Consider the following 25,657-nt stretch of genomic DNA (forward strand, 5'->3'; position numbering starts at 1 on the left):
GATTGGGAGTTGGACGCGAACTTCACCTAATTGTTTGTGCGGATCATGATAAAGGCTGATAGATAAACGATTTTGTTTTTGATAGATATTTAGACAAAGAGTAAGTAGAAATTATGAAGAATGCCAAGTAGTTAATAGTAACCAACAGGCAATCATTACAGCTTCTTGGTTTATGTTTATTTGCGATGTATCAGCTTTGCTCATCTTTGATAAACATAAATGCTAAATACAGATTGGCTTAAATAAATTCAGACGAATTAAATATCCGTTTGAACTTTTATTTGGACTGTTTCTGATCGTTATTACTCCTTAGGTAAGGGTCGCTAACCCATGACTAAAAAGGTTTTGATTACAGGTGGTGCAGGTTTTATCGGTTCTCATCTAGCCGATGAGCTGTTGCAACATCGTTATCAGGTACGAGTGTTAGATAGCTTAATTCCTCAGGTGCATTCTCCTGAGGGAGTTCGTCCGTCCTACCTACATCCAGAGGTGGAATTGATGATCGGTGATGTGCGTGATCCCGCTACGGTGCAACGTGCGATCGCAGATGTCGATGTGGTTTATCACTTTGCCGCTGCGGTTGGTGTCGGCCAGAGTATGTATGCAATTTCGCACTATACCAGCGTCAATAATCTGGGTACAGCCGTGCTGATGGAAGAGCTAGCGCAAAAGCCCGTTGAGAAGCTGGTGATTGCATCCAGTATGAGTCTGTATGGTGAGGGCTTGTATCGTACTCGCTCCGGCCAAATCAAAACAGGTCTAGATCGGAGCCTAGAGCAGCTCCAAAATCACGATTGGGAGGTACGAGATGCGGAAGGACATGAGTTGATCCCAGTACCAACACCGGAGACAAAGACTCCGTCCCTGTCTTCTCTGTATGCCCTGTCAAAGTATGATCAGGAACGGATGGGGCTGATGCTGGGTCGAGCTTATAACATTCCGACCGTGGCGCTGCGCTTCTTTAATGTCTATGGCCCTCGGCAGGCGCTGTCCAATCCCTATACGGGAGTATTGGCTATTTTTGCTTCTCGCTTCCTCAGTGGCAATGCGCCGCTCATCTTTGAGGATGGCTATCAGCAGCGGGATTTTGTGAATGTGCATGACGTAGCGCGGGCCTGTCGTCTCGCGATGGAAACACCGGATGCGGCTGGCGAAGTATTGAACATCGGCAGTGGTCGTCAATACACTGTGCGCGGCATTGCTAATGAGATGGCAAAAGCGTTGAACTGTGAGGAAATCCAGCCTGAAGTAGTCGGTCAGTACCGCATGGGTGATATTCGTCATTGCTTTGCGGATATTACTCAGGCACAGCAGCTTTTAGGATATCAGCCGCGCATTTCGCTAACCGATGGTTTAGTTGAACTGGCTGATTGGCTGGCTGATCAGGTGGTGCGCGATCGCGTGGATGAGGCACGAGCAGAGTTAGCAGTACGAGGGTTAACCGTATGAGATCTCAACATCACACCGTTGCCCAACTCGGCATTCTAGAATGGTTTCGACCGGGAGAACATGAGCGGGTAGAGCAGCTTTTAGCTGACTTACAGACGCTTGGCGTGACTTATTTGCGGACAGGAGTGTCCTGGGCAGACTATCTCGCGCCAGAAGGGCGCGACTGGTATCATTGGCTGCTACCGCGTCTTGCTCAGTCTGTAGAAGTCCTCCCCTGCTTCCATTACACGCCTCCATCTTTGGGGGTTGTACCGAAGACAGCTTCGCCTCCACGCTGTCTCAAGGACTATGCCGACTTCATCGATGTGATGATCACCGACTTTGGCCAGTACTTTGAGTGGGTTGAGCTGTGGAATGAGCCAAATAACCTGAACGACTGGGATTGGCGGATCGATCCGTCGTGGAAAAACTTTTGTGAGATGGTTATTGGAGCAGCCTATTGGGCGAAGCGCCGTGGGAAAAAGACAGTGCTCGGCGGCATGGCTCCCGTAGATCTTAACTGGTTGCAGCTTATTGGCGATCGGGGCGTGCTCCAACATATTGATGCGGTTGGGATTCATGGTTTTCCGGGCACCTGGGAGTTCGACTGGGAAGACTGGTCGGCTATTGTCAGAGATGTGCGATCGCAACTGGCGCAGCATAATTGCCAAGCTGAGATTTGGATCACCGAAACGGGTTTCTCGACTTGGCGGCATGACGAACGCAGCCAGATTGAGTATTTTTTGAAAGCCGTTCAAGCCCCTGTGGAGCGGGTCTACTGGTATTCGCTACATGATTTGCATCCCAGCTTGCCGACTCAAGACGGCTTCCACACCGACGAGCGGCACTATCATATGGGCTTAACCACAGCCGAGAATACTCCCAAGCTGCTGTATCGTCTTTGGGCTGAAGCCAACATTTCGGCTTTACATGATGTGATAGCAACAACTGAAGTGCGACCGCTATGGATTGTAGACGAGCGCCCGGCATTGATCACGGGTGGAGCAGGCTTTGTAGGCACGAATCTAGCCGATCGGCTACTGTCAGAAGGGCGATCGGTGCTGTTGCTAGATAGTCTATCTCGTCCAGGCGTAGAGCATAACTGGTACTGGCTGAAGCAAAAGCATGGTGATCGCGTGCAGCTCAAGCTAGCCGATGTGCGCGATCGCTACACCTTACAGTGGCTAGCCCCCCAGGTCAGCGAGATCTATCACTTAGCCGCTCAGGTAGCCGTAACGACCAGCTTGGCGCATCCCTCGGAAGATTTTGCCATCAATGTGCAGGGAACGATTAATTTGCTGGAAGCCCTGCGCCATTTGGACACACCGCCGCCACTGGTGTTTACCTCAACCAATAAGGTTTACGGTGGGCTAGAGCATGTTGAGCTAGTCGAAAAGTGCGATCGCTATCAGCCTGCTGATCCCCAGATTCGCGCTCACGGCATCAGTGAACAGGAATCGCTCCATTTCCACAGTCCCTATGGTTGCTCGAAGGGCACAGCAGAGCAATATATCCTCGACTACGCACGTAGCTACGGCATTCCGGCAGTTGTATTTCGGATGAGCTGCATTTATGGCCCGCACCAGTGCGGCACTGAGGATCAAGGCTGGGTGGCTCACTTCGTGAAGCAAGCTTTAAACCAGCAGGAGATTACACTGTTTGGCGATGGCAAACAAGTCCGCGATATTTTGTTTGTTGACGATTTAGTGAACGCCTTCCAGTTGGCGCAAACCCATATCGATCAGCTCTCTGGGCAACCATTTAACATCGGTGGTGGCCCCGCCAATTCCACCAGTTTGCTAGAGCTGCTCGACGAAATTCGTGACTTACATCATCACACTGTGTCAGTTCAGTTTGACGATTGGCGACCGAGCGATCAGCGCTATTACGTCTCGGATACTCGTCAGTTTCAATCTGCAACCGGTTGGCGACCTCGTGTATCGGTCAAGCAGGGTTTAGCGCGGTTGTATGACTGGCTGCAGCACCAGCAGGTACGTGATGACAGACTGGTTGCTTTGTCACGATAGCCATCACTTTTATTTGACATTATTTGAAAGTCCTATGAAATACGCTTTAATCAATCCCAATTGGCAGTTTGATGGCAGCATTTATTTTGGTTGCCAGAAGCCTCATCTGCCCCTAGAATATGGCTATGCCAAGGCTTTGCTAGAGCAAGCGGGTCATCAAGTACTGCTGATTGATGGCCAGTTAGATAATCTTTCCATCCGTGACATTCAAACTCAGCTCAGTCAGTTTCAGCCTGACTTTGCGGTGATTACGACGGCACCCAGCTATTTGTTCTGGCGCTGTGCGCCGCCAGAACTGAGGATTCCGCTCATGGTGCTGCGGGATTTAGAGATTGAGACGTGCTGGATTGCGGTTGGTCCCCATGCTTCAACCACTCCCCGCAGTACGTTGCGGAAACTGGGCGTGGATGCTGTAGTCCTAGGCGAGTGCGAAGACATCCTGCCGCAGTTGGCCGATCAGGATTGGTCGGAGATTTCTTCGATTGGCTATCGCGATGGCGAAGAGATTCGGATTCAAGGCGGCCCTCACACAACTGATATGGATAAACTGCCCGCGCTGCACTGGCCGGAGCAAACTGTCCAGCGACATCATCACCATCATCATCGGTTTGAGGCCGCTCCTGACGGCCCTGGAGCCGAGATGGAAGCCTCTCGTGGCTGTCCTTACCACTGCTCGTTTTGTGCAAAGGATAACTTCCGTAATGGCTACCGTCAGCGGCCTTTGTCGGTAATTCTAGAAGAGCTAGACGGCTTGATTGCTCAAGGGATCGAGTATGTCTATTTTGTCGATGAAATCTTTTTGCCTCGGCGGGAACTCCTCCAGGCACTGGTTGAGCGTGATGTGATCTTCGGTATTCAGACCCGAATTGATCTATGGAATTTCAAGCTTTTGGAATTGCTGGGTCAGGCGGGCTGTGTGTCGGTTGAAGCAGGCGTTGAAAGCATTACACCTGAAGGGCGACAGCAGCTTGACAAGAACTGTCGTTTGTCTACAGATGAGCTGTCAGAGCGGCTGATCTTTGCTAAGCAGCATATCCCCTTTGTCCAAGCCAATCTCTTGCAGTCAGAAGTAGATGATACAGTTGCGATCGCACAGTGGCGACAGCATTTGCAGCAACATGGTGTGTGGGCAAACAAGCCTGTGCCGCTGTTTCCCTATCCCGGTTCACCCGATTACGTCAAAAAATGGGGCTTTCCCGATGAGCAGGCGTGGGAGCGAGCGCATGATTACTATCTGCAACAGTACGCTGAGTTCAGTGATATTCAAGACGCGCAACCTTTGCCACTACAGGAACTAGAGTCTGTAGCAACCCGCTGATTTACGCTCTCGCATAGGTTGGGCTAGCAACAGCGTAACCCGATTCGAACGAATACTGAACATCTTGCTGCACACCTTTACTCAGGTAACTTGGCATGACGAATCAGCAGCCTCAACGTGTGTTGATGACAACAGATTTCATGGGTGGGGTGTGGGTTTACACTTTAGAATTGGCGCAAGGATTGAGCCAACGAGGTGTAGAAGTTGCGATCGCATCTATGGGTGACTTGCCGAGTCCTGAGCAGCGGCAGGCACTTGAGCAAATTGCGGGTGTGCAGCTGTATACGAGCCAGTTCAAGTTGGAGTGGATGGACAATCCCTGGGCTGATGTTGATCGGGCGGGGGACTGGTTGCTGTCTCTGGCTGAGGAGGTGCAGCCGGACGTAGTGCATCTCAATGGCTACGTTCATGCTGCCCTTGCTTGGTCGGTTCCGGTTGTGGTTGTTGGCCATTCCTGCGTGATGTCCTGGTGGCAAGCTGTCAAAGGGGAAGCCGCTCCGGCCAGTTGGCAAACCTATTGCGATCGCGTTGCTGCGGGGATTCACCAGGCAGATTATGTGATTGCGCCAACCCAAGCCATGCTGGATGCCTTGAGCAACCACTATGCTACGCCCGACAAGCCACTGCCACCAAACCGAGTAATTTACAATGGGCGCAGTTCCTGGCCCTTTATGCCGGGAGCGAAGCAAAATGTTGCCCTCGCCATTGGCCGCTTGTGGGATGAGGCTAAGAATCTATCGCTGCTGAGCCAGGTCGCATCTGATTTGCCTTGGCCTGTGTACGTTGTAGGGCAGAAGCAGCATCCCCAGGGTTCTGCCATTGAGCTGTTAAACGTGCAGGAGTTGGGCAATCTCTCGTTTGAAGAACTCCGTTCCTGGCTGAGCTGTGCCGCGATTTATGTGCATCCGGCTCGCTATGAGCCGTTTGGGCTGGCCGTTCTGGAAGCAGCACTGTCAAAGTGCGCCCTAGTGCTGAGCGATATTCCCAGTTTGCGGGAGCTGTGGCAGGATGCTGCGCTGTTTGTGGCTCCGGATGATGCTGACGGATTACGGGAGCTGCTCCAAGGCTTAATGACGGATGCTGCTCGGTGCCGAGAATTAGCGCAAAAAGCCTATCAGCGGGCACAGCGGTATACGCCGCAGCCGATGGTTGAGGAGTATGTGCGGGTTTATCAAGCGCTGCTTAGCTCTTATTCCCAGCCCCTCTGCCAGCGGGAGCTACTGTCTATACATAAGTCTCCTAGACTTCGTTTCGGCGTTGAGATCCCCCCAGCCCCCCTTGAAAAGGGGGGATTGGCTCAAAGTCCCCCCTTTTTCTAGGCGAAGCCATGCCCGAAGGGCTATAGGGGGATTTAGGGGGATCAGTCCGGGATTTAGAAGGACTATTTAGGATGTGTATAAACAGTAGCCGAGTGGGAGGGGGCAAGGAGCGGGGTCATACATCAACAGCTTAAATTAGGAGGAGTATTTTGCGGATTGTTCTTTTCTATCACTCATTAATCTCAGACTGGAACCACGGTAATGCTCACTTTTTGAGGGGAGTTGTGACGGAGCTACTGGAGCGGGGGCATGATGTGCAGGTGTATGAACCTGCTCAAGGCTGGAGCTTACAGAGTTTGCTGGCGGAGCAGGGAGAAACTGCGATCGCAGATTTTCAAGCAGCCTACCCGACGCTCAAAAGTACGCTGTACAGCCTGGAAACACTGGATTTGGACACGGTATTAGCCGATGCTGATCTGGTACTGGTACATGAGTGGAACGATCCGCAACTGGTGCAGCAAGTTGGTCAGCATCATCAGCGCCATCCCCGCTATCGACTGCTGTTCCACGATACCCACCACCGCTCAGTGAGCGATCCGAAGGCAATGGCGGCCTATGATCTGCGTCATTATGACGGTGTGCTCGCGTTTGGGTGTGTTATTCGAGATTTGTATCTGCAAAACGGTTGGGCAAAGCGGGCTTGGACATGGCACGAAGCGGCAGATATTCGCCACTTCCAGCCGATAGAGGTTGCGGAAACGACTGGGGATTTGGTTTGGATTGGCAACTGGGGTGATGATGAGCGCACTGCTGAGCTGCATGAGTTCTTACTGCGTCCGGTGCAGGATCTTCAGCTCAAGGCTCGAATCTACGGTGTTCGCTACCCTGATACAGCTCGTCAAGCCCTGTCAGAATGTGGGATCGAGTATGCGGGCTGGCTACCGAACTATCAGGTACCTACGGTTTTCAGTCAGTTTAAAGTGACTGTGCATGTACCCCGTCGCTACTATGCTTCTATTCTGCCGGGAATCCCGACAATTCGGGTGTTTGAGGCTCTAGCCTGCGGTGTTCCGCTCGTTTCGGCTCCTTGGGATGATCTGGAAGATCTGTTTGAACCAGGGCGTGATTTCTTGGTGGCTCACAATGGCGAGGAAATGAAAGCTCATTTGCGTTGTGTTCTAGCTGATGCCGAATTCGCTCAAGCATTGGCCGATCGGGGACGGCAAACCATTCTGGAACGCCACACCTGCGGGCATCGAGTAGATGAGCTGCTGGCGATCTACGAAGCATTAACGGCAGAGGCATTACCAGCGCAAGCTACAAGCTGATGATCAGATAGACGGTGAATTGAACGGTTCTAGTTATGAAAACTGGTTTAAACATTGCTTTTTTCGGCTCTAGCTTAGTCTCCGCTTATTGGAATGGGGCGGCGACCTATTATCGCGGGATCATTCGTGCGCTGAGCGATCTGGGTCATCACGTCACCTTTTATGAGCCGGATGCCTACGAGCGGCAGCAGCATCGCGATATGTCTGATCCGGACTGGGCTAAGGTGGTCGTGTATCCCGCCACGGAGGAAGCCGTTGCTCGGATGCTGGAGCAAGCTAAAGGTGCCGATCTGGTCGTGAAAGCCAGCGGTATCGGGGTGTTTGATGCCTGGCTGGAAGCGGCTGTGCTGTCGCTGCAAAGCCCAACGACGCTCGTGGCATTTTGGGATGTGGATGCGCCTGCTACGTTGGATCAGCTCCAGCGCGATCCGACTGATCCACTGCGATCGCACTTGCCAAAATATGATTTAGTTCTGACCTATGGCGGCGGTGATCCGGTTGTGCAGGCTTATACGGCCTTAGGCGCACGTCGCTGCGTACCGATCTATAACGCCCTCGATCCGACGACCCATCATCCAGTGCCTGCTAATCCGGCCTTTGCTGCCGACCTAGCTTTCCTGGGTAATCGCTTACCCGATCGGGAGCAGCGGGTCGAGCAGTTCTTTCTAGAAGCCGCCGCCCAGCTACCTGATCAGCAGTTTTTGCTGGGTGGCAACGGCTGGGCCGATAAGCCAATGCCCGCCAACGTGCGCTATCTCGGCCATGTCTACACCACTGACCACAATGCCTTCAACTGCACGCCCCGAGCGGTCTTGAATATCAGCCGCGAAAGCATGGCCCGCTATGGATTCTCGCCCGCCACCCGTGTGTTCGAAGCAGCGGGAGCAGGAGCCTGCTTGCTGACCGATGACTGGCAAGGACTGAAGCTATTTCTAGAACCCGATCAAGAAGTACTAGTCGTGCAAAATGGTGCCGACGTAGCAGAAAAACTGCGATCGCTAACGGCTGAACAAGCTCAACGCATTGGTCAAGCTGCCCGCCAGCGTGTTTTAGCCGAACATACCTACACTCACCGCGCTGCCCAACTTGCAGCCGTCCTAGATGCCACCCCCAGCAATCTCTCTATTACTGCCCCCAATATTTAGCTCCCGTTGATATCAAGTCTATGTGTAAGAACCCAATTTATTTTTGTGAAACGCTTGCTCCGCAAACGTTTCATAAAAATAAATTACGGGTTTTCAATCCCACACTGCCATCGAGGTATCTACTATGACCCTCAATATCATTATCCTCGGACTATCAATCACCTCCTCCTGGGGCAACGGCCACGCTACCACCTATCGAGGGCTGGTGCGAGAGCTGAGCCGTCGCGGTCATGCGATCGCATTTTTGGAGCGAGATGTGCCTTGGTATGCCAGCAACCGCGATTTGCCCGATCCTCCCTATGGTGAAACGTATCTGTACCAGGATTTAGACGATCTGCGCGACAGTCATGCGGCGCGGGTGAGGAATGCAGATGTGGTGATTGTCGGTTCCTACGTGCCGGATGGAGTGGCCGTAGGAGACTGGGTGCAGCAGACGGCGCAGGGCGTGACAGCGTTCTACGACATCGATACGCCGGTGACGCTGGCGAAGCTGGCGCGGGGCGATACGGAATACTTAGCGCCCCATTTGATTGCTCAGTACGATCTCTATTTGTCGTTTTCGGGTGGGCCGATTCTGCGCCAGCTTGAGCAGCAGTATGGTTCGCCCCAAGCGCGGGCGCTTTACTGCTCGGTTGATCCAGAGCTGTACTATCCCGATTCGGATTCGCTAGCGGATCAGACCTATGAGTGGGATTTGGGCTATATGGGCACCTACAGCCCAGACCGTCAGCCAGGTTTGGAGCGATTGCTGCTGGAGCCTGCCCGCCAGTGGCCAGAGGGACATATGGTTGTGGCAGGGCCGCAGTATCCGGCGGAGATTGACTGGCCCGGTACGGTGCAGCGGATTGAGCATTTGCCGCCTGCTCAGCATCGCCAGTTCTACATCGCTCAGCGATTCACGTTAAACTTAACGCGGGCCGATATGATTCGGGTAGGCTATTCTCCCAGCGTGCGGCTGTTTGAAGCGGCGGCCTGTGGTACACCGATTATCAGTGATTACTGGATGGGGTTGGGCACCGTATTTGATATCGGTACAGACATTTTGGTAGCCCGCTCAACCCAAGATGTACTGTACTATCTGCGTGATGTGCCGCGCGATGTGTGGCAGCAAATGGGGCAGCGGGCACGTCAGCGAGTGCTGTCCGCTCATACAGCGGCTCACCGAGCGGCGGAGCTGGAAGAGTATTTGCAGGCGGCCTTATCGAGAACGGCCAAAGCTCAGTGTGTTTGATATCCAGCCTAGTTGAAAACCAATTTATTTTTTGTGAAACGTTTGCGGAGCAAACGTTTCACAAAAAATAAATTGGGTTCTTATACACAGACTTGATATTACATAACAAACGTTGAATTCAATCAGTTTAAGCATGAGTCATTACATGACTGCTCACGATAATGCGATCGCAACTCTCGCACCGTGGTTTCACAATTTGCATTTGCCGGATGGTCGGCAGACGGCTCCGGATCATGTTCTGGGCGATTTTCCTCGGTTTAAGTGGCAGCAGTTAGCTCCCCATTTGCCAGAGGATTTAACGGGTTGGCGAGTGCTAGATATTGGCTGTAATGCCGGATTCTACAGCTTTGAGCTGGCGCGACGGGGCGCAACGGTGCTGGGCATTGATGTGGACGAGCATTATTTGGCTCAGGCCAACTGGGCAGTGCAGCAGTTTCAGCTCCAGAAGCAGGTGGAGTTTCGCCAGATGCAGGTGTATGATCTGGCGCGGCTGGATGAAACCTTTGATTTGGTGCTGTTTATGGGAGTGTTTTATCATCTCCGCTATCCGCTGCTGGGGCTAGATATTGTGGCGCAAAAGACCGATCAGCTGTTGGTGTTTCAAACGCTGACGATGACGGATAATGCGGTGCATCCCCAGGCAAATGGTTTAGGCTTCCACAATCGCGAGGTGATGAGCCAGTCGGGCTGGCCAAAGATGGCGTTTATTGAGCGAGAGTTTGCAGGTGATCCAACCAACTGGTGGGCACCCAATCATACTGGGGTGGAAGCGATGCTCCGCTCAGCGGGACTGCATATTGTGGCTTATCCGGGACATGAGATGTACCTCTGCTCACCGGATGGAGCGCAACCATCAGCAATGACCACCTGGAACCGCGATGAGTTTCTGGCCGCGTCCGGGACAAATAATAGTGCTTGTTAGAGCTAACCTAGCCACTCATGCCAACCCACCGCACCTTTCATCTTTTACAGGAAAATTTCATAAACATCATTGAGGTGTAGAAACATCACCCGGACTACCTCAGCCCAAGCAGTTGGGTAGATGTCAGAATGGCGCAACCAACAGCCACCCCAGCAATTTTGCAATGCGATCGCACATCTTACTCACCCCATATTTTTTATAAAGATGATATTTTTTGTTTACTTTATCCCTTGAACTCAAACCTAAAAAGGTCATGTTACTGCGGTAATACAGCAGCCAAATAGCTCTACCGGAGTTTCGATTTATACTGCGCAAGAGAAAAATTTATAGATGCAATGTAATACCAAAAGAGAGTCTGATACTGTCTTAAAACATCAGACTCTCTTTTTATATCTTCCTTATATTCCTCTTAGAGTATTGCTATTTCGCCTTTCTATACTTAGAGGCTGGATAGAGAAAATGTTCGTTTTTGCTGGTCATGACTGGCTGCTTGAGACGCAAAATATTAATGCTTTTGTGAAGGAGATTCATGAGCATAATTCTACTCTAAAAGAAATAGCTTGCATACTCTTCATTAATCTTTGAAGCAAGGAATTAGCTGGCCTCAAGGCTTGATCCCTGAGGAGTCGCAAGGTTGATGAAATTCAGCAGCAGTATGGGGATACGAGAGGTGCAGTTCCGTTTTTAACGGCATAGATTTTGGGGTTAGAGATAATTAGGAGTAAATCAATGGCGAATTAGCTGAAAATAAATTGCCAAGTTGTCACATCAGTCTCAATATGAAAGAATGCCTACATTCAGCGCCGCAAGATACGCCAAGTATGCTGATAAATCTGTAGATTCAGTCTCATATTGAAAGACGATATTTTCTACCAGAATTAATTTATAGGTCTCACCATGCATACTGATTTGAATATGTTGCATACTAACTTAGCTACTTCACCACTGCGTGTAATCAATCCTGCGACTGAAGAATTACTGCAAGAAATTCCTACCGCTGACGATTTAGCCATTGATCAGTATTATCAGCAGGCCCGCAGTGCCCAACCTGAATGGGCTGCTCGTTCGCTCAATGATCGCATTCGGATTCTGCGGACGTTCCAGGAGCTGCTGATGCAGGAGGTGGGTTTTCTAGCTCGTCTATTAACCTCAGAGACGGGAAAACCCATCACCCAGGCGAAAAATGAAGTTCGATTAGCGGCTCAGTGCATCGATTTTTTTCTAGCTAATGTGCATCAGCTAATGGAGCCCAAGCTACTGCGCCAAGCTCCCGATCCGCTAGCGTTTCCGGGTTTGGCCGATTTGGAAGAAGTGCTAACTTACGATCCATTGGGCGTGGTCGCCAATATTTCGACCTGGAGCCATCCCTACTTAGCTGGTGCGAACGTGTTTGTGCCTGCCTTGCTGACGGGTAATGCGGTACTATACAAACCGTCTGAATCAGCCACATTAACCGGGCTTGCGATCGCAGATTTACTGTATGAAGCCGGGGTTCCCAAAGCTGTGTTTATTCCTGTCATCGGCGCAGATGAAGCCGGTACAGCTCTGGTACAGCAGCCACTAGACGGCATTTTCTTTGCAGGTTCCTACGCAACGGGCAAAAAGGTGGCTACTACGGCAGCGGAGCGGTTAATCAAGGTGCAGCTCCAGCTCGGCGGCAAAGATCCAGCCTACGTTTGCGAAGATGTCGATCTGACCAAAGTGGCAACTAGCTTAGCCGAGGGTGTTTTCTGCAACAGTGGTCAACGCTGCTCAATTGAGCGCATTTATGTGCATACCTTGATCTATGACCAGTTTGTCGATGAGTTTTTGCAAACGGTTGAAGCGTTCAAATTTGGCAATCCTGCTGAACCCGATACCTACCTTGGCCCCGTCAGCCGTCAATCCCACTTGGTCGCACTCGAACAACAGGTCGAAGACGCTCTGATGAAAGGCGCGTTTCCCCTCTGCGGTGGCTATCGGGCTGAGAAGACGGGCTGGTACTTTGAACCTACGGTGCTGGTAAATGTAGATCACCGCATGGCTGTGATGCGGGATGAAACCTTCGGTCCAGTCATTGGCATTCAAGAAGTTAAAGATGATGCCGATGCGATCGCAAAAATGAACGATAGTGACTATGGCCTCACAGCAGCGGTTTATACCCAGAGCCGTGAGCGGGCTGTTCAGCTACTGCGCCAGATCAATAGCGGAACGGTGTACTGGAACTGTTGCGATCGCGTGAGCCCCTATTTACCTTCGACGGGACGCAAGCAGTCCGGGCTCGGAGCGACCCTGTCGCATATTGGCCTAGAAGCATTTGTACAACCGCGAGCTTGGCACTTGTGTAAACCCTAAACGTGATGATTCAGCGCACTTTATATGTTCTGGCCGTGCCCGATTTAGCTACCTCTGCTAAATTCTATCGAGATGTTTTAGGATTTACAGTGCATGAAATGGGGGATCCGGGCTGGCTCATGTTTGTGCGGGATAGCTGTCGGATTATGGCTGGACATTGCCCCGATGCAATTCCTGCTAGGGATCTAGGCGATCACTCTTACTTTGCCTACTTTGTGGTTGACGATATCGATGCCTATTATCAGCACGTCGTGGCCAATGGGGCAGAGTTGATCAAATCGTTACGAGATGAGCCTTGGGGTATGCGAGAATTCGGTCTACGTACAGCAGACGGTCATCGAATTATGATCGGTCAAGATCTGAATGTCTGAATGGATAAATAGCGCTATCATCTTTGAGCTGAGATGATCAATGCCCTATGCAACAACGACGCCTCAAGGCTTATCTTGAGCTTATTCAAGAGCTACTGAGCTGTCCCAGTGGGGAAGAGTGGATTCGATTGCGGCAGCATGAAGATTTAGTTGACGCTGGTTTTGTGCAAACGATGGAGCAGGTAGCCACGTCCCTCGCTCAAGAAGGTGACATGCAGCGCGCCACGTTTCTGCACAACTGGGCCGGACAGCTGCATCATATTCTGACCCAAACGACTGCTCCGCCACGGGAGGAAAAGTCAAAGGCTTATCTAGACTTTATTCAATTGCTCCTGGGCGCTTCGCCGAAAGAACAGCAGCAGTTGATTGCGGCCAATCAAGACCTGATTGGGCCAGGATTGTTCAACATGATGCGGCAGATTGGAGCCCAACTAGCCGCGCAGGGCAATCGTGATGCAGGGATTTACCTGACTAATCTATCTGAAGAAATGCGCAAGCTGTGGCTGCAGCAGCACGGCTTTCAGTCACAGCCGCTCAGTGCCGAGGCGACCGAGCCACGCGCTAAAGGAGAACCGGCAAGCTACAAACAATCTAAGCCATCCTCTACGCGGCAACCCACCAGCAAAGCGCCAACCACCCCGCAGGACGCTCAGAAATCACCAACTGCGGCTCAATCAGCTCCACCGGTTGTTGATCCGACAATTCCTGATCCGTGGGCAGAATCGGACTCGTCTTCAGAAGGAACTCCAAGTGAGACCGCTGCCAGTGCGGCTGTTGCGGCCCCAGCGACGTTGGCAAACTCTACGGCTGTATCATCGACGCCAGAACTGGCTGAGCGAGTTCTACAAGAATTGAATCAGCATCTAGCTGCGATCGCAACTGCTCTGACGGAGCTGACTGAGCGATTGGCCACTCATCCACCGTCACCACCACCGCCACCACGACCACTCTGGCATTTAGAAGCATTAGAGCAGGCGTGCCAAGCGGGCTGGGTGTTAACGACAGAGGAAGTCGAGCAGCTGATTCAGGTAAAACCGAAGTGTTCGGCCAAGGAAGATCACTTCGACCGAGGGAACTGGCGGTTTATCAAGGCCGGTAAAATTGGCATTCAAGTGGCATGGCGGATTGAGAAACTGGAGCTAGAGCAGACCTAACGCTTTTGGGCAGGTGCGATCGCAGTTGTGATCACTCCCGCCGCCACACCTGCGATCGCAGCTACGATGAGCCCTAACTGATGGGGCAAACCGTAACTGAGTAGCGAAACGACTCCTGCTGTCACCACTGTTGCCGCCATTGGTCGCGTGCGCACATAAGGTACAACCATACCAATAAACGTAGCAACCATCGCGAAATCCAGTCCCAAATTGGCCAAATTGGGCACCAACCGTCCGGCAGTCAGTCCAATCCAGGTGCAAAGCTGCCAGCTACTATACATGGTTAACGCCGCCCCAATGTAGTACCAGTGCTTATAGGGACTCTGATCCGGCTGCTCATAGCGACGAATCGTCACCATAAAGGCTTCATCGGTTAGCCAAAAGCCAATCGGCACCTTCCAGTGCTGCGGCAGATGGCGCACGTGGGGCACTAGACTGGCGGCATACAGCAAATGACGCAAGTTGACGACAAAGGTTGTTAGCACAATCAACGGCAGGCTGCTACCTGCTGCTAACAACCCCAATGCGATAAACTGAGCCGATCCAGCAAACACAAAGGCCGACATGCCAACTGTCGCACTAAACGGTAATCCACCGCTCTGCGCCAGTGTACCAAAAATGATACCAAACGGAATCGCACCAACCACCAGCGGCACAATTCCGCGCGCACCAGCAAAAAATTCAGTTCTAGGCGTAGATACGTGGGGCATTGTGGGATGTGAATATTCCTCGCTCAAACCTAAGAATTTTTAGCAGATTTTTAAGATTTGCAGCCGCAATCCGCTATGACTGTCATAGCCTAGCAGTTGGAGACAGAGTCAGCCCATGCAGACTGGTAGAACAAACCGCTTCATTTTGGTACTAGATCATAATCCTGAGCATGTTGATACTATCCAGCGATCCCTGTGCAGCAGCGGCAAACCTTACCATCTAGAAACGATTGGCGATGGCGATCGTGCTTTAGATTTCTTACATCGTCGTGACCCATACAGTGAAGCCGCTCATCCTGATTTAATCCTGCTGGATCTCAATCTGCCGGGACGGAATGGTAGAGAAATTTTGGCTGACATTAAGACCGACAGCAGCCTAAAGCGAATTCCCACGATTGTATTCACGGTATCCGACAGCGATGCTGACATTTTGTACAGTTACACCCACCAAGGTAACTGCTACGTGGTGAAGTCGTCTGACTTGGAGCAGCTATCTCAAATTGTCAAACGGATTGAGGATTTTTGGCTGGAAATTGTGACATTGCCAGTGGAGTGAAGGAAGTGCTGCTCTCGTTAGGTATAACTTTTGTGTTGTTGTTTAAACTTTGCGCTCGAAACTAAAATTTACGCAGCTTTTTCTAGGGATTTACTGCTAAGAAAATGACCAAAATTCGTGGCTAATCAAAACTTAGAATTGATTTAAGATTTCCCTTGGTGGTTTAAAAATCATCCACGCTATGCTGCAAGTGTGTGGCCTGTGGTGATAGCCCAAGTCGCTATTGGTACAAGTTTCTTTGGCATCAGTAGGCGAACGTAATTCAAAGCACAACAGTTCCCATGACAGAAGTTCACACGACAGATCTAAGCTTGGTTGAATTAGTTGAATTAAAAGTAAGCACCCCAGCGTGAATATCTTAATGCTGGATTTGCGATCGCATCATCCATTACCAAACACCCTCAAAAAAGCTGCCTACTGATCAAGTATTTCTACTCATCTGTCGGACTCATCAGCCTCATGAAAACCGAACACTAGAAGCAAACATTCACAATCTTAATGATTGGGAGATCTCCCTATGACCGCAGTGAATTTAAATCAAGAAATTAGTCTTGCGGGACTTAACCTAACCAACCTCAAGCAGCCGGATATTAATACGTTGACTCAAGTGCAGCCTCACGGTGTGCTGTTGGTATTGCAGGAGTCAGATCTAACCGTGCTACAGGTGAGCCGAAATACCCGCACAGCACTGGGATTGCCGCCAGAAGAGGTACTCGGCAAAACCCTCGATGATTTGCTTGATCCCTATCAGGTTGATCAATTCCGGACTGGACTGTATTACGAAAACTTGGACATTATTAACCCGACTAAAGTTTGGGTGAAGCGCCAGGGAGATGACTACGGCGTTTACGATGCCATTTTTCACCGCAGCGCAGATGGGTTCTTGATTGTGGAGTTGGAACCCGCTCTGACGCAGGAAACTATTCCCTTCCTGAGCTTTTATCACCTAGCTAGAGCCTCGATCAGCCAGCTTGAGGCAACGCCGAATCTAGTGGATTTCTGTCGCATCATTGTCCATGAGGTACGTCGCGTCACTGGTTTTGACCGGGTGATGCTCTACAAATTCGACGATGACGGTCATGGTGAGGTGCTAGCTGAAGAGTTAGTTGAGGGTATGGAATCCTATCTGGGTCTACATTTCCCAGAATCAGATGTACCACAGCCTGCCCGCAAGATGTTCCTCTCCAACTGGATTCGGGTGATCCCCGATGCCAAAGCAGAACCTGTCGATCTGTATCCGGCCAATAATCCCGTGACGGGCCAGCCAACGGATTTAATCATGTCCGTTCTGCGTCAGCCCTACCGCTGCCATATTGAATACCTCAGCCACATGCAGGTGGGATCGTCGCTGACCATTTCGCTGATGAAGGATCAGAAGCTCTGGGGTCTAATTGCCTGCCACCACCGTACACCCAAGCAGGTGCCTTACGAACTGCGGAAAGCCTGTGAATTTCTGGGTCGGGTGATTTTCTCTGAAATCTCCACCCGCGAAGAGGAAGCCGACCATAACTACCGGATGAAGCTGGCCCAGGTGCAGTCCCGTTTAGTTGACCGGATGGCGCAGGAAGACTACTTTGTGCATGGTCTGGTGCAGCAGGAGCCGAGTTTACTGGATTTGGTCGATGCCAAAGGAGCCGCGATTTGCTTCAACGGTCACTGGACCACGATTGGCCGGACGCCCTCTGAGGAAGAGTTGAACTATCTGGTGCAGTGGCTGAATAAGACCGTCGATGGCGAGATTTTTGAAACTAGTGCGCTGCCATTGGTTTACTCCGATGCCCAGCGATTCAAAGACGTAGCCAGTGGTTTGCTCGCAATCCCGATCTCGAAGCGCAGCTACGTGCTGTGGTTCCGACCGGAAGTCATTCAAACCGTCAACTGGGGCGGCGATCCGAATAATGCTTACACATTAGAAGGTGAAGCTGACAATCAGTGGCTCTGTCCCCGTAAGTCTTTCCATCTCTGGAAAGAAACAGTAAAGCTGCAGTCGCTGCCCTGGAAATCGGTGGAGATTCGGGCGGCACTAGAACTGCGTAAAGCAATCGTCAACATAGTGCTGCGACAGGCGGAAGAGTTGGCCTTACTGGCTCAGGATCTGGAGCGTTCGAATGCCGAGCTGAAGCGGTTTGCCTACGTTGCGTCCCATGATTTGCAGGAACCGCTAAATCAGGTGGCTAACTTTGTGCAGCTTCTGGAAATGCGCTACGATGCTGAGCTGGGTCAAGACGGTAAAGAGTTTATTGGCTTTGCCGTTGAGGGCGTCAGCCTGATGCAGACTCTGATCGACGATGTATTGGCCTATTCCAAGGTTGATCTAAAGGGGATTGATCGGGAGCTGACCGACGTACAGGATTCGCTGGATCAGGCGATGAATAATCTGCGCGGGCGGATTGCGGATGCCAACGCCACGATTACTGTAGACCTGCTGCCGACCATCGTGGCGGATGGAACCCAGCTCATGCAGCTCTTCCAGAACCTGATCGGCAATGCGATTAAGTTCCGCAAGCCGTCTGAACCGCCGCGCATCCACATTGGCGTGCAGCGTCAGGAAGATGCTTGGCTGTTCTCAGTCAAGGACAACGGCATTGGCCTTGACCCACAGTTTGCCGAGCGCATTTTCATCATCTTCCAGCGGCTTCATACTCGGGATGAGTATCCCGGTTCCGGTATGGGACTGGCGATCTGTAAGAAGATTGTCGAATGTCATCGGGGCCGCATCTGGGTTGAATCCCAAGTGGGAGAAGGCGCAACGTTTTATTTCACCATTCCGGTTGAAGGACGCGATCGCAATCATGGTAATGGACGAAAAGCCCAAACGTATCTTTTTGATCGAGGATAATCGGGGTGATATTCGACTGATTCAAGAAGCCCTCAAGAGCAGTAATGTACCTTGCGAGGTCGAGATTGCTCGCGATGGCATGGAGGCAATGGCCTACCTGCAGCAGGATGGGGAAGATGCGATCGCACATCGTCCCGACCTCATCCTGCTGGACTTGAACCTGCCGAAGAAAGATGGTCGGGAGGTGCTAGCTGAAATCAAGGCTGACGAAGCGCTCAAGCACATCCCGATCATCGTGCTGACGACATCCCGCAATGAGGAGGACATTAGCAAGAGCTATGATCTATACGTGAACTGCTATATCTCCAAATCGCGGAATCTAGCGCAACTGTTCAAAATCGTTCGAGGGATTGAGGCATTTTGGTTAGAGACAGCCAAACTACCGTCCAACGGCCCTTAGGCAAACCGCTCGTCAACGTCCTGCTGATTGAGGACAATGTGGCAGAAGCTCGTCTGATCCAAGAAGTCCTCAAAGGAACGCCACGCAGCCGCTTTGTCCTGTCCCACGCCAAGCGCTTGGGAGAAGCGATTGAGCGGCTCGGTGCTAATTCGTTTGATGTGGCACTGCTGGATCTGACGCTGCCGGATAGTAGCGGCTTGGAGTCCCTGGATCGGCTGATTCGGGATGCGCCAACTCTGCCGATTGTGGTGTTAACGAACACCAACGATGATGACCTAGCCGTGGAAGCGGTGCGGCACGGAGCGCAGGACTATCTGATGAAGCGGCAGATGAACCAGGAGCTACTGGTGCGATCGCTGCGCTACGCGATTGAGCGCAAGCAAACCGCTGTAGCGCTGCGGCAGGCAAATGAGGCGCTGGAAGAGCGGGTGCAGGAGCGCACAGCCGAGTTAGAAACGGCCAACGAGCAACTGCGCCAAGAAGTCGTGCAGCGCCAGCGGGTTCAGGAACGGCTGACGTTGGCTCAAAAAGCAGCCAAAATGGGCGCGTTTGAGTGGGATATCCCCTCGGATCAAATTAGATGGGGCGTGGAATTAGAGAAGAGCGCAGCACAGACTACTGCTGATTCACTCGCATCCTTGAAATCCTCTGTATCAGGCAGCTTTGGCAACTATCAGAGCAAATGGATCTGGACACTGGATCCCAATGACTTAGAGCGAGTTGAACAGGAATTGCACCAAGCTGTCCAGTCCGGACAGGGGTTGAATACAGAGTTTCGTATTTCTGACGATGCAGGCAAGGTGCGGTGGATTGCGATTCAAAGCAGCTTATTTACTAATGTAGCGGGCCATCCTCTACGGCTGCTGGGCATCTACATGGACATTACCGAGAAGAAGCACCTAGAAGAACAGTTCCTGCGGGCGCAACGGCTGGAAAGTTTAGGGACGCTTGCTAGCGGCATCGCTCATGATTTAAACAATATCCTAACCCCCATTCTACTAGCAGTCCAACTGCTACCTCGTATGATGCCCCATCTCAATGAACCAACTCGTCAACGGCTAGAAATTCTAGAAAATAGCGCTCACCGAGGCGTTGATTTAGTGAAGCAAATTCTTGCGTTTGCCCGAGGAGTAGAGGGTAAGCGTTTCAGCCTGCAAGTTAGCCCGCTGCTGAAGGAAATTAACAAGTTAGTGCGGCAAACGCTGCCCAAGTCGATTGAAATTCAAGCTGACATTGATCCTAATCTGTGGACGGTGTCCGGCGATGCGACTCAACTGCATCAGGTGTTTATGAATCTCTGCGTCAATGCCCGCGATGCGATGTCGAACGGTGGCACGTTGCAAATTACGGCAGAGAACAAGCTGGTGGATGAGCAGTTGGCTCAACTGCATTTAGAGGCACAGGTTGGACGCTACGTCCTAATCACCATCAGTGATACGGGCTCCGGCATTCCATCCAATATTCTGCATCGAATTTTCGATCCCTTTTTCACGACTAAAGAGGTTGGTAAGGGTACGGGACTAGGTCTATCAGCGGTTTTGGGAATTGTTAACAGCCACGGTGGCTTTGTTGATGTCGTGAGCGAAGTAGGTAGTGGTAGCCAATTTAAGGTTTATTTACCAGCAACGGAGGAGGCTGTGCCCAAACCGATCGATTCCCTGGATCTACTGGCTGGACATGGCGAGTTAGTCCTGGTTGTAGACGATGAACCTGCTATCTGCGAGATTACCCAGACGACGCTCGAAGCCTACAATTATCGAGTAATAACAGCTCAAGATGGCGCAGATGCGATCGCACTTTTAGCGGAGCATAAAGACGACGTTTACAGCGTCCTGATGGATTTAATGATGCCCAATATGGATGGCCTGTCAGCTATTCCAGTCATGCGCCGCATTAGTCCTAATCTACGAATCATTGCCACTAGCGGCTTAAACTCTACCGATGCTGCTGCCCAGGCCGAAAAGCTTGGCTTTCAAGGCTTTTTACCAAAACCCTTTGCGGCACAAGAATTACTACAAATTTTGAGATCAGAGTAGGGCAAATGGCATTCGTCTCTACGCAGGTCTTCTTTGAATCTGTTGGGTAGTGTCATCAAAACTGCGATCGCATCTTCGGTTTGCACGGTCTGATTGGCCTAAGCCGTAATTTCGGTAACAGTGCCAGATGTGGGAGCCTGAATCATACGCAGGTCGCCAACTGGCCGAATGAGAGCCGGAGCCTTGGCCGTGACGCTGTATTTGAATAAGATCGCAAACGTCAACTCCCCCCAAAGAGGCCGAGCAAGGCGATGCCGCCCAGTTTCGACCAGCGAGAAATGGGCGGCAAAAACGCGTCGGGGGTGACGGCTCGGAATAGTATGGGCGGCTTAACGGTCACATCTGGAGAATCAAAAATTGATGAATGATCAGAACATGAGGCTCATCGCCCAGGTTAAATGATCATAGGATTTCAGCTTAACTCGAATACGCTCATTGTTACCTCCCTGAAGATCGGCCTGAGTCTCTTCAGGAATTTCACACCATAAATTATTACTGGTGAGGCTGTTGCTGGCGCAGGATATTTGATGATCTTTTATCTGACTATGTTGTGAAGCTAATGTCATTGATTTCACTCCCAAATATCGCGATTAGCTATTAAGTTTGTTGAGCAACATGAGTTAGTTCATGGGCCAGAAGACTGGATCCTCCAGAGAAAACTTGTGTCTCACAATCAGACAATTCAGTAAAATGCTTAGTCAGGTTTTCAAGATTAGAGCATTTATTTTGCTTATTTTGCTTATTCATTGTTCTCAATTTAATTCGAGATCACCCAATCTGCGATCGCAGCCCCATCTCTAAACGATTCTGGAAGTGCGATCGCAAACTCTAATTCAGGTTAAGACAGCCAGACCAAAAAACTGAATTTCAAACCTGGAGCTTATCAAGTACCACCTTGACCTGGACCATCACAAGGAAACGAGTAGCCGAAATCTTTGCCTCCGCTAAGAGTTGATTGCGTATCGTTCGACAGCTCTTGCCAAAGTGATGGTTTAGTTAACAAGTGTTGGGGGTTAGAAGGCTTTGCAATATTACGTTTCATAGGATTTTCCAGTTACAGCAAAGTGTCTGACGATAAAGGATACAGCTAGAGCTGCTAGTCTTACGCATCCACACGTCCGCGCAAAGTTGCAAGTTCCGCTGAAAACTCTTCTTGGAGCCGTTGGGTGTTACTGGTTGCTGCCGCAAAGAGGAAAATTACGCTGCCGCCTGAGATTGCTTCCGTTTCGTTTTCTGAAAGCTCTATTGCATCAAGGACAGGCAAAAGCTCAAGTTGATTTTGGTGTTTACCAGGTAAACTGTTTCTAAATTTTTTATTCTTCATGAGCATCTCCTTTCCCTCAAAAGGGAAACAGGCTGGAATAGAATTTATTCGACTAAATTGCAATTTTATGATCGCAAATTTATATACTAAAACTCTCCTCTCGCATCTGCTTGGACAACAACCTTCGTGAAGGCATCAAACATTCCGCCTTGAATTCTGCTCTGAGTCGTTTCAGGAATATCTTGAAGGAATAATATTTTCTTAATTTGTAGATATTTAGAAGAAAGCTGTCTCATGTTTGGTTTGTTTTGAGTACAGGCCATTGATAAACCTCTTTATAGATGTACAAATGTAGTTGATCTATGCAGGCTGGGTGAAACAGCAGATGACTAATAGACTTTATTGGAAGTAAAGTTTTTGGGGTTGGAAATTGTTTTGTAGCGCGGCTCCGCCGCGCTACAAAACAATTTCCGATAAGGTCTAATATGTAGCCAAATTCAACCCAACCTACATATTGACTGTAGATTCTCAGGCAAAAGGATTCGCAAACAGCAGAACCAATCCACCGGAAATAGATTCTGACTGATCAGTATCTAGGGGTTGCCATAGTTGATCTTCAGGGCAAAGTTTATTCTTTTTAGATTTTGAATTAGCTGATTTGGAAGGCTGGCATTTCATCTGTTTAGCTCCACTCAAAGATAGTGAAATAGGCTAGATTCATTAATAGGCATACCAATAGGCTATTGAAGATACGTTGGCCTGTCTTGCACAGATTTGCTGTTTAGGCAGAGATTTTGATAAGTTAATAAAACGTTGCGTAAAACGGTCTGATTGCTTTGGGTAAATCCTGTAAGAGGATTGATGTGTGCGACCTGAAAGCGATATTGACCAGGAGATTGAGTGATGACTCTATCGCGATCGCAAATTAATGGTTCTGATGAATCAAAACGACTAGCGGAACTGATTGACCTTGAACCTGATACTGCTAGCTATGATGCCGATTGGCGAAGCATCACTTTAGAAACTTTCAATATTCCGCCAGGCGCAACACCCGAATATTGTTTAGATCACTATGTCGTGAGTATTGCGTTGGGGCCAACCGAAGGTGGTCAATTCAGACGCATTACTGACAACAAGTGTGAAGAGTCTACGTTTTCGTCAGGATCGGCATCAATTTGCCCGATTCATCGTTCTCATTTCCTTGAGTTGAATACCCATGCTCAGGTACTCAGCCTCAACTTGAAGCCAGAGTTGCTGCATTCACAAGCTACAGAGTTACTAAGGTGCGATCGCATCGAGCTACTGCCCAGCTTAAACATTCGAGATAAAGTAATTTATCAGATTGGGCGCGCTCTACAGGCAGATCTGCAACGGCAAGCTAGCTCTGACCGCATTTATGCCGAAACGCTGGCCAACGCCCTAGCCGTCCATCTTTTACGCAACTATTCAACCGTTCGCGATCGCACGTCAGACTGCAAGGGAGGTTTATCGCAACATAAGCTGAAGCTGGTGACGGACTATATCAACGATAATTTGGAGCAGGATCTGGGTTTGCAGGAGTTAGCTGCGATCGCACAATTGAGCCAATATTATTTCTGTCGTGCGTTCAAGCGCTCAACTGGCTTGAGTCCGCATAAGTACCTTACCCGACAGCGGGTAGAACGGGCGAAGCGCCTGCTCCAGCAGAATTCCATGACGCTGGCAGAGATAGCTTTAGCCTGTGGGTTTACCCACCAAAGTCATCTCAATCGTCATTTCAAGCGCTTAACTGGCATGACGCCCAAAACCTGGTTGAATTTGTAACGTATGCGCTTTTCCAATAGTGGAATCAAACAGTGGCCGACAAAGATCTGTTAAAACTTGATTTCACCCACGAACAGGAACTCTCTCGTGTGCTGAATAGATCGTGCTTACTCTCAAGCCATCAAAGCCATTGGCGCGGAATCAAACTCGAAGTTTATCGTCATCCCCCGTTTGAAACACCGGAGTGCACCGTTCTTCAGCACCTCATAACGCTTCCTAGAGGGTGCAAGATTGAAGAAATCATGGCAGGTAAAATTCAGACAGCTGAGTTTTGCCCTGGTGATATTTCCTTTGCTCCTAGTGGGATGTATCGCCAATATCGCTGGCAACAAGAGATGGAAACGATTCATTTAGTCCTCGAACCTGAATATGTCCATCACGTTGCCTATGAGAAATTAGATCCAGATAAAGTTGAACTCACATCATATTTTGGTAAATCTGATCTACTCATTTACCAAATGGTATTGGCTCTTATCCAAGAACTAACCATCAATCCAACTGGCAGTGGCTTATATGCCGAGGCTGTTGCAACCCTTCTAAGTATTCATCTGCTACGCCATTACTCTACCAAACAGAAAATCATTCCAATCTATCCTGATGGTTTATCGCAATCAAAGCTACAAACAGCGATTGACTATATTCAGGCTCATTTAAATGAGAGCATATCACTAGAAGCGATCGCAGATCAGTTAGGAGTTAGTCGGTATTATTTTTGTCACTTATTTAAGCAATCTATGGGAATTAGCCCTTATCAGTACGTTATTCAGCAAAGAGTGAATTACGCCAAGCAGCTACTGCAAGAAGGAAAACTGAGTATTAGCGAAATCGCTCTCGCCAGCGGGTTCTCCCATCAGAGCCACTTAAACTACCATTTCAAGAAAACAACGGGTCTTACGCCAAGACAGTTTTTGCAATCGCAATAATCTTCAAGAAATGTATCAACAGCAGCAACAACTCGCAAAATCTACAAGAACTTGCAAGATATTTCTTCCCTTTTTCAAGATTATAAATTTAGTACATATAGATGTATATGGAGCAAGCCATGAAACGAGCTATTTCCAGGCCGTCTCTCAAAGAACTACCATCTAAACTATTTTCAGAGATTGGTATACAGAAAGCAGAAAATTTATCTGGTGGATTGATATCGTTCACGTCGGTCAAAATTCCTGACTATAAGCCTAAGCTAGCAGGCGAAGCTTCAGTAGTGACAAGAGAGCATATTCTTTTGTAAAGGGTTAGGCTCCTTTACTTTGATCAAGATTAATTCAGAAATTGACGCATAGTTTAAACCAGGAGAAAAACATGAATACTAGAAAAGATAAAGTTGAATTGAAGTCAAAAAAACTGTGGAAAGAACTAGAGGACAATCAACAGGAGCAATTTCAAGGAAGTGGAATTGGAACATCACCTATATGGCGGTTGATTCTTGTCAAAGGAGCGCTTGATGCTCGATGACCTAAGTAAAAGTATTTTAGGCTAAAAAATAAAGCTCCGATGATCTGACACAAGATCTCGGAGCTTTATTTTTGTTG

24 protein-coding genes are annotated in these 25,657 nt (G+C 49.8%); 18 read left to right on the forward strand and 6 right to left on the reverse strand.

Features of this window, described 5'->3' with window-relative positions:
• The first annotated feature begins 330 nt into the window (after positions 1-330).
• The 11 genes from AC286M_RS04385 to AC286M_RS04435 all read left to right on the forward strand — a co-directional run bounded on the left by AC286M_RS04385 (position 331) and on the right by AC286M_RS04435 (position 14,517).
• A complete protein-coding gene (locus AC286M_RS04385) occupies positions 331-1,449 on the forward strand; it encodes an NAD-dependent epimerase/dehydratase family protein (RefSeq protein ID WP_488203225.1) in 1,119 nt (372 codons plus the stop codon).
• Entirely contained in the window at positions 1,446-3,455 is a 2,010-nt protein-coding gene (locus AC286M_RS04390; RefSeq protein WP_488203226.1) for a GDP-mannose 4,6-dehydratase, read from the forward strand. Before AC286M_RS04385 ends, AC286M_RS04390 begins: the two co-directional genes overlap by 4 nt.
• Before the next feature lie 34 nt (positions 3,456-3,489).
• On the forward strand, positions 3,490-4,773 hold the full coding sequence (locus AC286M_RS04395; RefSeq protein ID WP_488203227.1) for a TIGR04295 family B12-binding domain-containing radical SAM protein: 1,284 nt from the start codon (positions 3,490-3,492) through the stop codon (positions 4,771-4,773).
• Between the two features lie 95 nt (positions 4,774-4,868).
• Positions 4,869-6,092, forward strand: a complete 1,224-nt coding sequence (locus tag AC286M_RS04400) for a glycosyltransferase family 4 protein (RefSeq protein ID WP_488203228.1) — start codon at positions 4,869-4,871, stop codon at positions 6,090-6,092.
• A 149-nt stretch (positions 6,093-6,241) separates the two neighbouring features.
• Positions 6,242-7,360: a CgeB family protein gene (locus AC286M_RS04405; RefSeq protein ID WP_488203229.1), complete on the forward strand. Its 1,119-nt coding sequence runs from the start codon at positions 6,242-6,244 to the stop codon at positions 7,358-7,360.
• Positions 7,361-7,395: 35 nt separating this feature from the next.
• Positions 7,396-8,505, forward strand: coding sequence for a CgeB family protein (locus tag AC286M_RS04410; protein ID WP_488203230.1), 1,110 nt, complete (start codon positions 7,396-7,398; stop codon positions 8,503-8,505).
• A 124-nt stretch (positions 8,506-8,629) separates the two neighbouring features.
• Positions 8,630-9,736: a CgeB family protein gene (locus AC286M_RS04415; RefSeq protein ID WP_488203231.1), complete on the forward strand. Its 1,107-nt coding sequence runs from the start codon at positions 8,630-8,632 to the stop codon at positions 9,734-9,736.
• Positions 9,737-9,881: 145 nt separating this feature from the next.
• Entirely contained in the window at positions 9,882-10,658 is a 777-nt protein-coding gene (locus AC286M_RS04420; RefSeq protein WP_488203232.1) for a TIGR04290 family methyltransferase, read from the forward strand.
• Positions 10,659-11,573: 915 nt separating this feature from the next.
• Positions 11,574-12,992 (forward strand): aldehyde dehydrogenase family protein, encoded by a 1,419-nt coding sequence (locus AC286M_RS04425; RefSeq protein WP_488203233.1) that lies wholly within the window; start codon positions 11,574-11,576, stop codon positions 12,990-12,992.
• Between the two features lie 5 nt (positions 12,993-12,997).
• Positions 12,998-13,363: a VOC family protein gene (locus tag AC286M_RS04430; protein WP_488203234.1), complete on the forward strand. Its 366-nt coding sequence runs from the start codon at positions 12,998-13,000 to the stop codon at positions 13,361-13,363.
• Positions 13,364-13,410: 47 nt separating this feature from the next.
• Positions 13,411-14,517 carry a hypothetical protein gene (locus AC286M_RS04435; protein WP_488203235.1) on the forward strand — a complete coding sequence of 369 codons (1,107 nt, stop codon included), beginning with the start codon at positions 13,411-13,413 and terminating at the stop codon, positions 14,515-14,517.
• On the opposite strand, the gene AC286M_RS04440 is transcribed toward AC286M_RS04435, so the two are convergent.
• Positions 14,514-15,227: an AzlC family ABC transporter permease gene (locus tag AC286M_RS04440; RefSeq protein WP_488203236.1), complete on the reverse strand. Its 714-nt coding sequence runs from the start codon at positions 15,225-15,227 to the stop codon at positions 14,514-14,516. The genes AC286M_RS04435 and AC286M_RS04440 overlap by 4 nt on opposite strands.
• Positions 15,228-15,342: 115 nt before the next feature.
• Here AC286M_RS04440 and AC286M_RS04445 point away from each other — a divergent pair, with 115 nt between their 5' ends.
• The 4 genes from AC286M_RS04445 to AC286M_RS04460 all read left to right on the forward strand — a co-directional run bounded on the left by AC286M_RS04445 (position 15,343) and on the right by AC286M_RS04460 (position 21,058).
• Complete coding sequence (locus AC286M_RS04445) at positions 15,343-15,783, forward strand: response regulator (RefSeq protein WP_488203237.1); 441 nt, start codon at positions 15,343-15,345, stop codon at positions 15,781-15,783.
• A gap of 517 nt (positions 15,784-16,300) precedes the next feature.
• The gene (locus tag AC286M_RS04450; RefSeq protein WP_488203238.1) at positions 16,301-18,622 is read left to right on the forward strand and encodes an ATP-binding protein; all 2,322 of its coding nucleotides are present in this window, start codon (positions 16,301-16,303) and stop codon (positions 18,620-18,622) included.
• Positions 18,576-19,022 (forward strand): response regulator, encoded by a 447-nt coding sequence (locus tag AC286M_RS04455; protein ID WP_488203239.1) that lies wholly within the window; start codon positions 18,576-18,578, stop codon positions 19,020-19,022. The genes AC286M_RS04450 and AC286M_RS04455 overlap by 47 nt, the downstream gene beginning before the upstream one ends.
• Positions 18,983-21,058, forward strand: a complete 2,076-nt coding sequence (locus AC286M_RS04460) for an ATP-binding response regulator (RefSeq protein ID WP_488203240.1) — start codon at positions 18,983-18,985, stop codon at positions 21,056-21,058. The genes AC286M_RS04455 and AC286M_RS04460 overlap by 40 nt, the downstream gene beginning before the upstream one ends.
• A 98-nt stretch (positions 21,059-21,156) precedes the next feature.
• Here AC286M_RS04460 and AC286M_RS04465 read toward each other — a convergent pair whose 3' ends face one another.
• The 5 genes from AC286M_RS04465 to AC286M_RS04485 form a co-directional block, all read right to left on the reverse strand.
• Positions 21,157-21,282 carry a hypothetical protein gene (locus AC286M_RS04465; RefSeq protein ID WP_488203241.1) on the reverse strand — a complete coding sequence of 42 codons (126 nt, stop codon included), beginning with the start codon at positions 21,280-21,282 and terminating at the stop codon, positions 21,157-21,159.
• 144 nt (positions 21,283-21,426) lie between these two features.
• The gene (locus tag AC286M_RS04470) at positions 21,427-21,624 is read right to left on the reverse strand and encodes a hypothetical protein (RefSeq protein WP_488203242.1); all 198 of its coding nucleotides are present in this window, start codon (positions 21,622-21,624) and stop codon (positions 21,427-21,429) included.
• Positions 21,625-21,655: 31 nt separating this feature from the next.
• Positions 21,656-21,805, reverse strand: a complete 150-nt coding sequence (locus AC286M_RS04475) for an eCIS core domain-containing protein (RefSeq protein WP_488203243.1) — start codon at positions 21,803-21,805, stop codon at positions 21,656-21,658.
• A 355-nt stretch (positions 21,806-22,160) separates the two neighbouring features.
• Entirely contained in the window at positions 22,161-22,382 is a 222-nt protein-coding gene (locus tag AC286M_RS04480) for a hypothetical protein (protein ID WP_488203244.1), read from the reverse strand.
• A gap of 86 nt (positions 22,383-22,468) precedes the next feature.
• On the reverse strand, positions 22,469-22,645 hold the full coding sequence (locus tag AC286M_RS04485) for a hypothetical protein (RefSeq protein WP_488203245.1): 177 nt from the start codon (positions 22,643-22,645) through the stop codon (positions 22,469-22,471).
• A 580-nt stretch (positions 22,646-23,225) separates the two neighbouring features.
• Between AC286M_RS04485 and AC286M_RS04490 the strand changes: the two genes are divergently transcribed.
• From AC286M_RS04490 to AC286M_RS04500, 3 genes are all read left to right on the forward strand, one after another.
• On the forward strand, positions 23,226-24,125 hold the full coding sequence (locus tag AC286M_RS04490) for a helix-turn-helix domain-containing protein (protein WP_488203246.1): 900 nt from the start codon (positions 23,226-23,228) through the stop codon (positions 24,123-24,125).
• Between the two features lie 32 nt (positions 24,126-24,157).
• Entirely contained in the window at positions 24,158-25,048 is an 891-nt protein-coding gene (locus AC286M_RS04495) for a helix-turn-helix domain-containing protein (protein WP_488203247.1), read from the forward strand.
• A 379-nt stretch (positions 25,049-25,427) separates the two neighbouring features.
• Positions 25,428-25,580, forward strand: a complete 153-nt coding sequence (locus AC286M_RS04500; protein WP_488203248.1) for a hypothetical protein — start codon at positions 25,428-25,430, stop codon at positions 25,578-25,580.
• Positions 25,581-25,657 lie beyond the last annotated feature (77 nt).

Source organism: Thainema salinarum CENA647 (genome assembly GCF_057732415.1).

Bases quoted from the DNA above. Each gene is read 5' to 3' on its own strand.
- AC286M_RS04385 (WP_488203225.1), top strand. From the start codon at position 331: ATGACTAAAAAGGTTTTGATTACAGGTGGTGCAGGTTTTATCGGTTCT.
- AC286M_RS04390 (WP_488203226.1), top strand. From the start codon at position 1,446: ATGAGATCTCAACATCACACCGTTGCCCAACTCGGCATTCTAGAATGG.
- AC286M_RS04395 (WP_488203227.1), top strand. From the start codon at position 3,490: ATGAAATACGCTTTAATCAATCCCAATTGGCAGTTTGATGGCAGCATT.
- AC286M_RS04400 (WP_488203228.1), top strand. From the start codon at position 4,869: ATGACGAATCAGCAGCCTCAACGTGTGTTGATGACAACAGATTTCATG.
- AC286M_RS04410 (WP_488203230.1), top strand. From the start codon at position 7,396: ATGAAAACTGGTTTAAACATTGCTTTTTTCGGCTCTAGCTTAGTCTCC.
- AC286M_RS04415 (WP_488203231.1), top strand. From the start codon at position 8,630: ATGACCCTCAATATCATTATCCTCGGACTATCAATCACCTCCTCCTGG.
- AC286M_RS04420 (WP_488203232.1), top strand. From the start codon at position 9,882: ATGACTGCTCACGATAATGCGATCGCAACTCTCGCACCGTGGTTTCAC.
- AC286M_RS04425 (WP_488203233.1), top strand. From the start codon at position 11,574: ATGTTGCATACTAACTTAGCTACTTCACCACTGCGTGTAATCAATCCT.
- AC286M_RS04430 (WP_488203234.1), top strand. From the start codon at position 12,998: ATGATTCAGCGCACTTTATATGTTCTGGCCGTGCCCGATTTAGCTACC.
- AC286M_RS04435 (WP_488203235.1), top strand. From the start codon at position 13,411: ATGCAACAACGACGCCTCAAGGCTTATCTTGAGCTTATTCAAGAGCTA.
- AC286M_RS04440 (WP_488203236.1), bottom strand. From the start codon at position 15,227: ATGCCCCACGTATCTACGCCTAGAACTGAATTTTTTGCTGGTGCGCGC.
- AC286M_RS04445 (WP_488203237.1), top strand. From the start codon at position 15,343: ATGCAGACTGGTAGAACAAACCGCTTCATTTTGGTACTAGATCATAAT.
- AC286M_RS04450 (WP_488203238.1), top strand. From the start codon at position 16,301: ATGACCGCAGTGAATTTAAATCAAGAAATTAGTCTTGCGGGACTTAAC.
- AC286M_RS04455 (WP_488203239.1), top strand. From the start codon at position 18,576: ATGGTAATGGACGAAAAGCCCAAACGTATCTTTTTGATCGAGGATAAT.
- AC286M_RS04470 (WP_488203242.1), bottom strand. From the start codon at position 21,624: ATGACATTAGCTTCACAACATAGTCAGATAAAAGATCATCAAATATCC.
- AC286M_RS04475 (WP_488203243.1), bottom strand. From the start codon at position 21,805: ATGAATAAGCAAAATAAGCAAAATAAATGCTCTAATCTTGAAAACCTG.
- AC286M_RS04480 (WP_488203244.1), bottom strand. From the start codon at position 22,382: ATGAAGAATAAAAAATTTAGAAACAGTTTACCTGGTAAACACCAAAAT.
- AC286M_RS04485 (WP_488203245.1), bottom strand. From the start codon at position 22,645: ATGGCCTGTACTCAAAACAAACCAAACATGAGACAGCTTTCTTCTAAA.
- AC286M_RS04490 (WP_488203246.1), top strand. From the start codon at position 23,226: ATGACTCTATCGCGATCGCAAATTAATGGTTCTGATGAATCAAAACGA.
- AC286M_RS04500 (WP_488203248.1), top strand. From the start codon at position 25,428: ATGAATACTAGAAAAGATAAAGTTGAATTGAAGTCAAAAAAACTGTGG.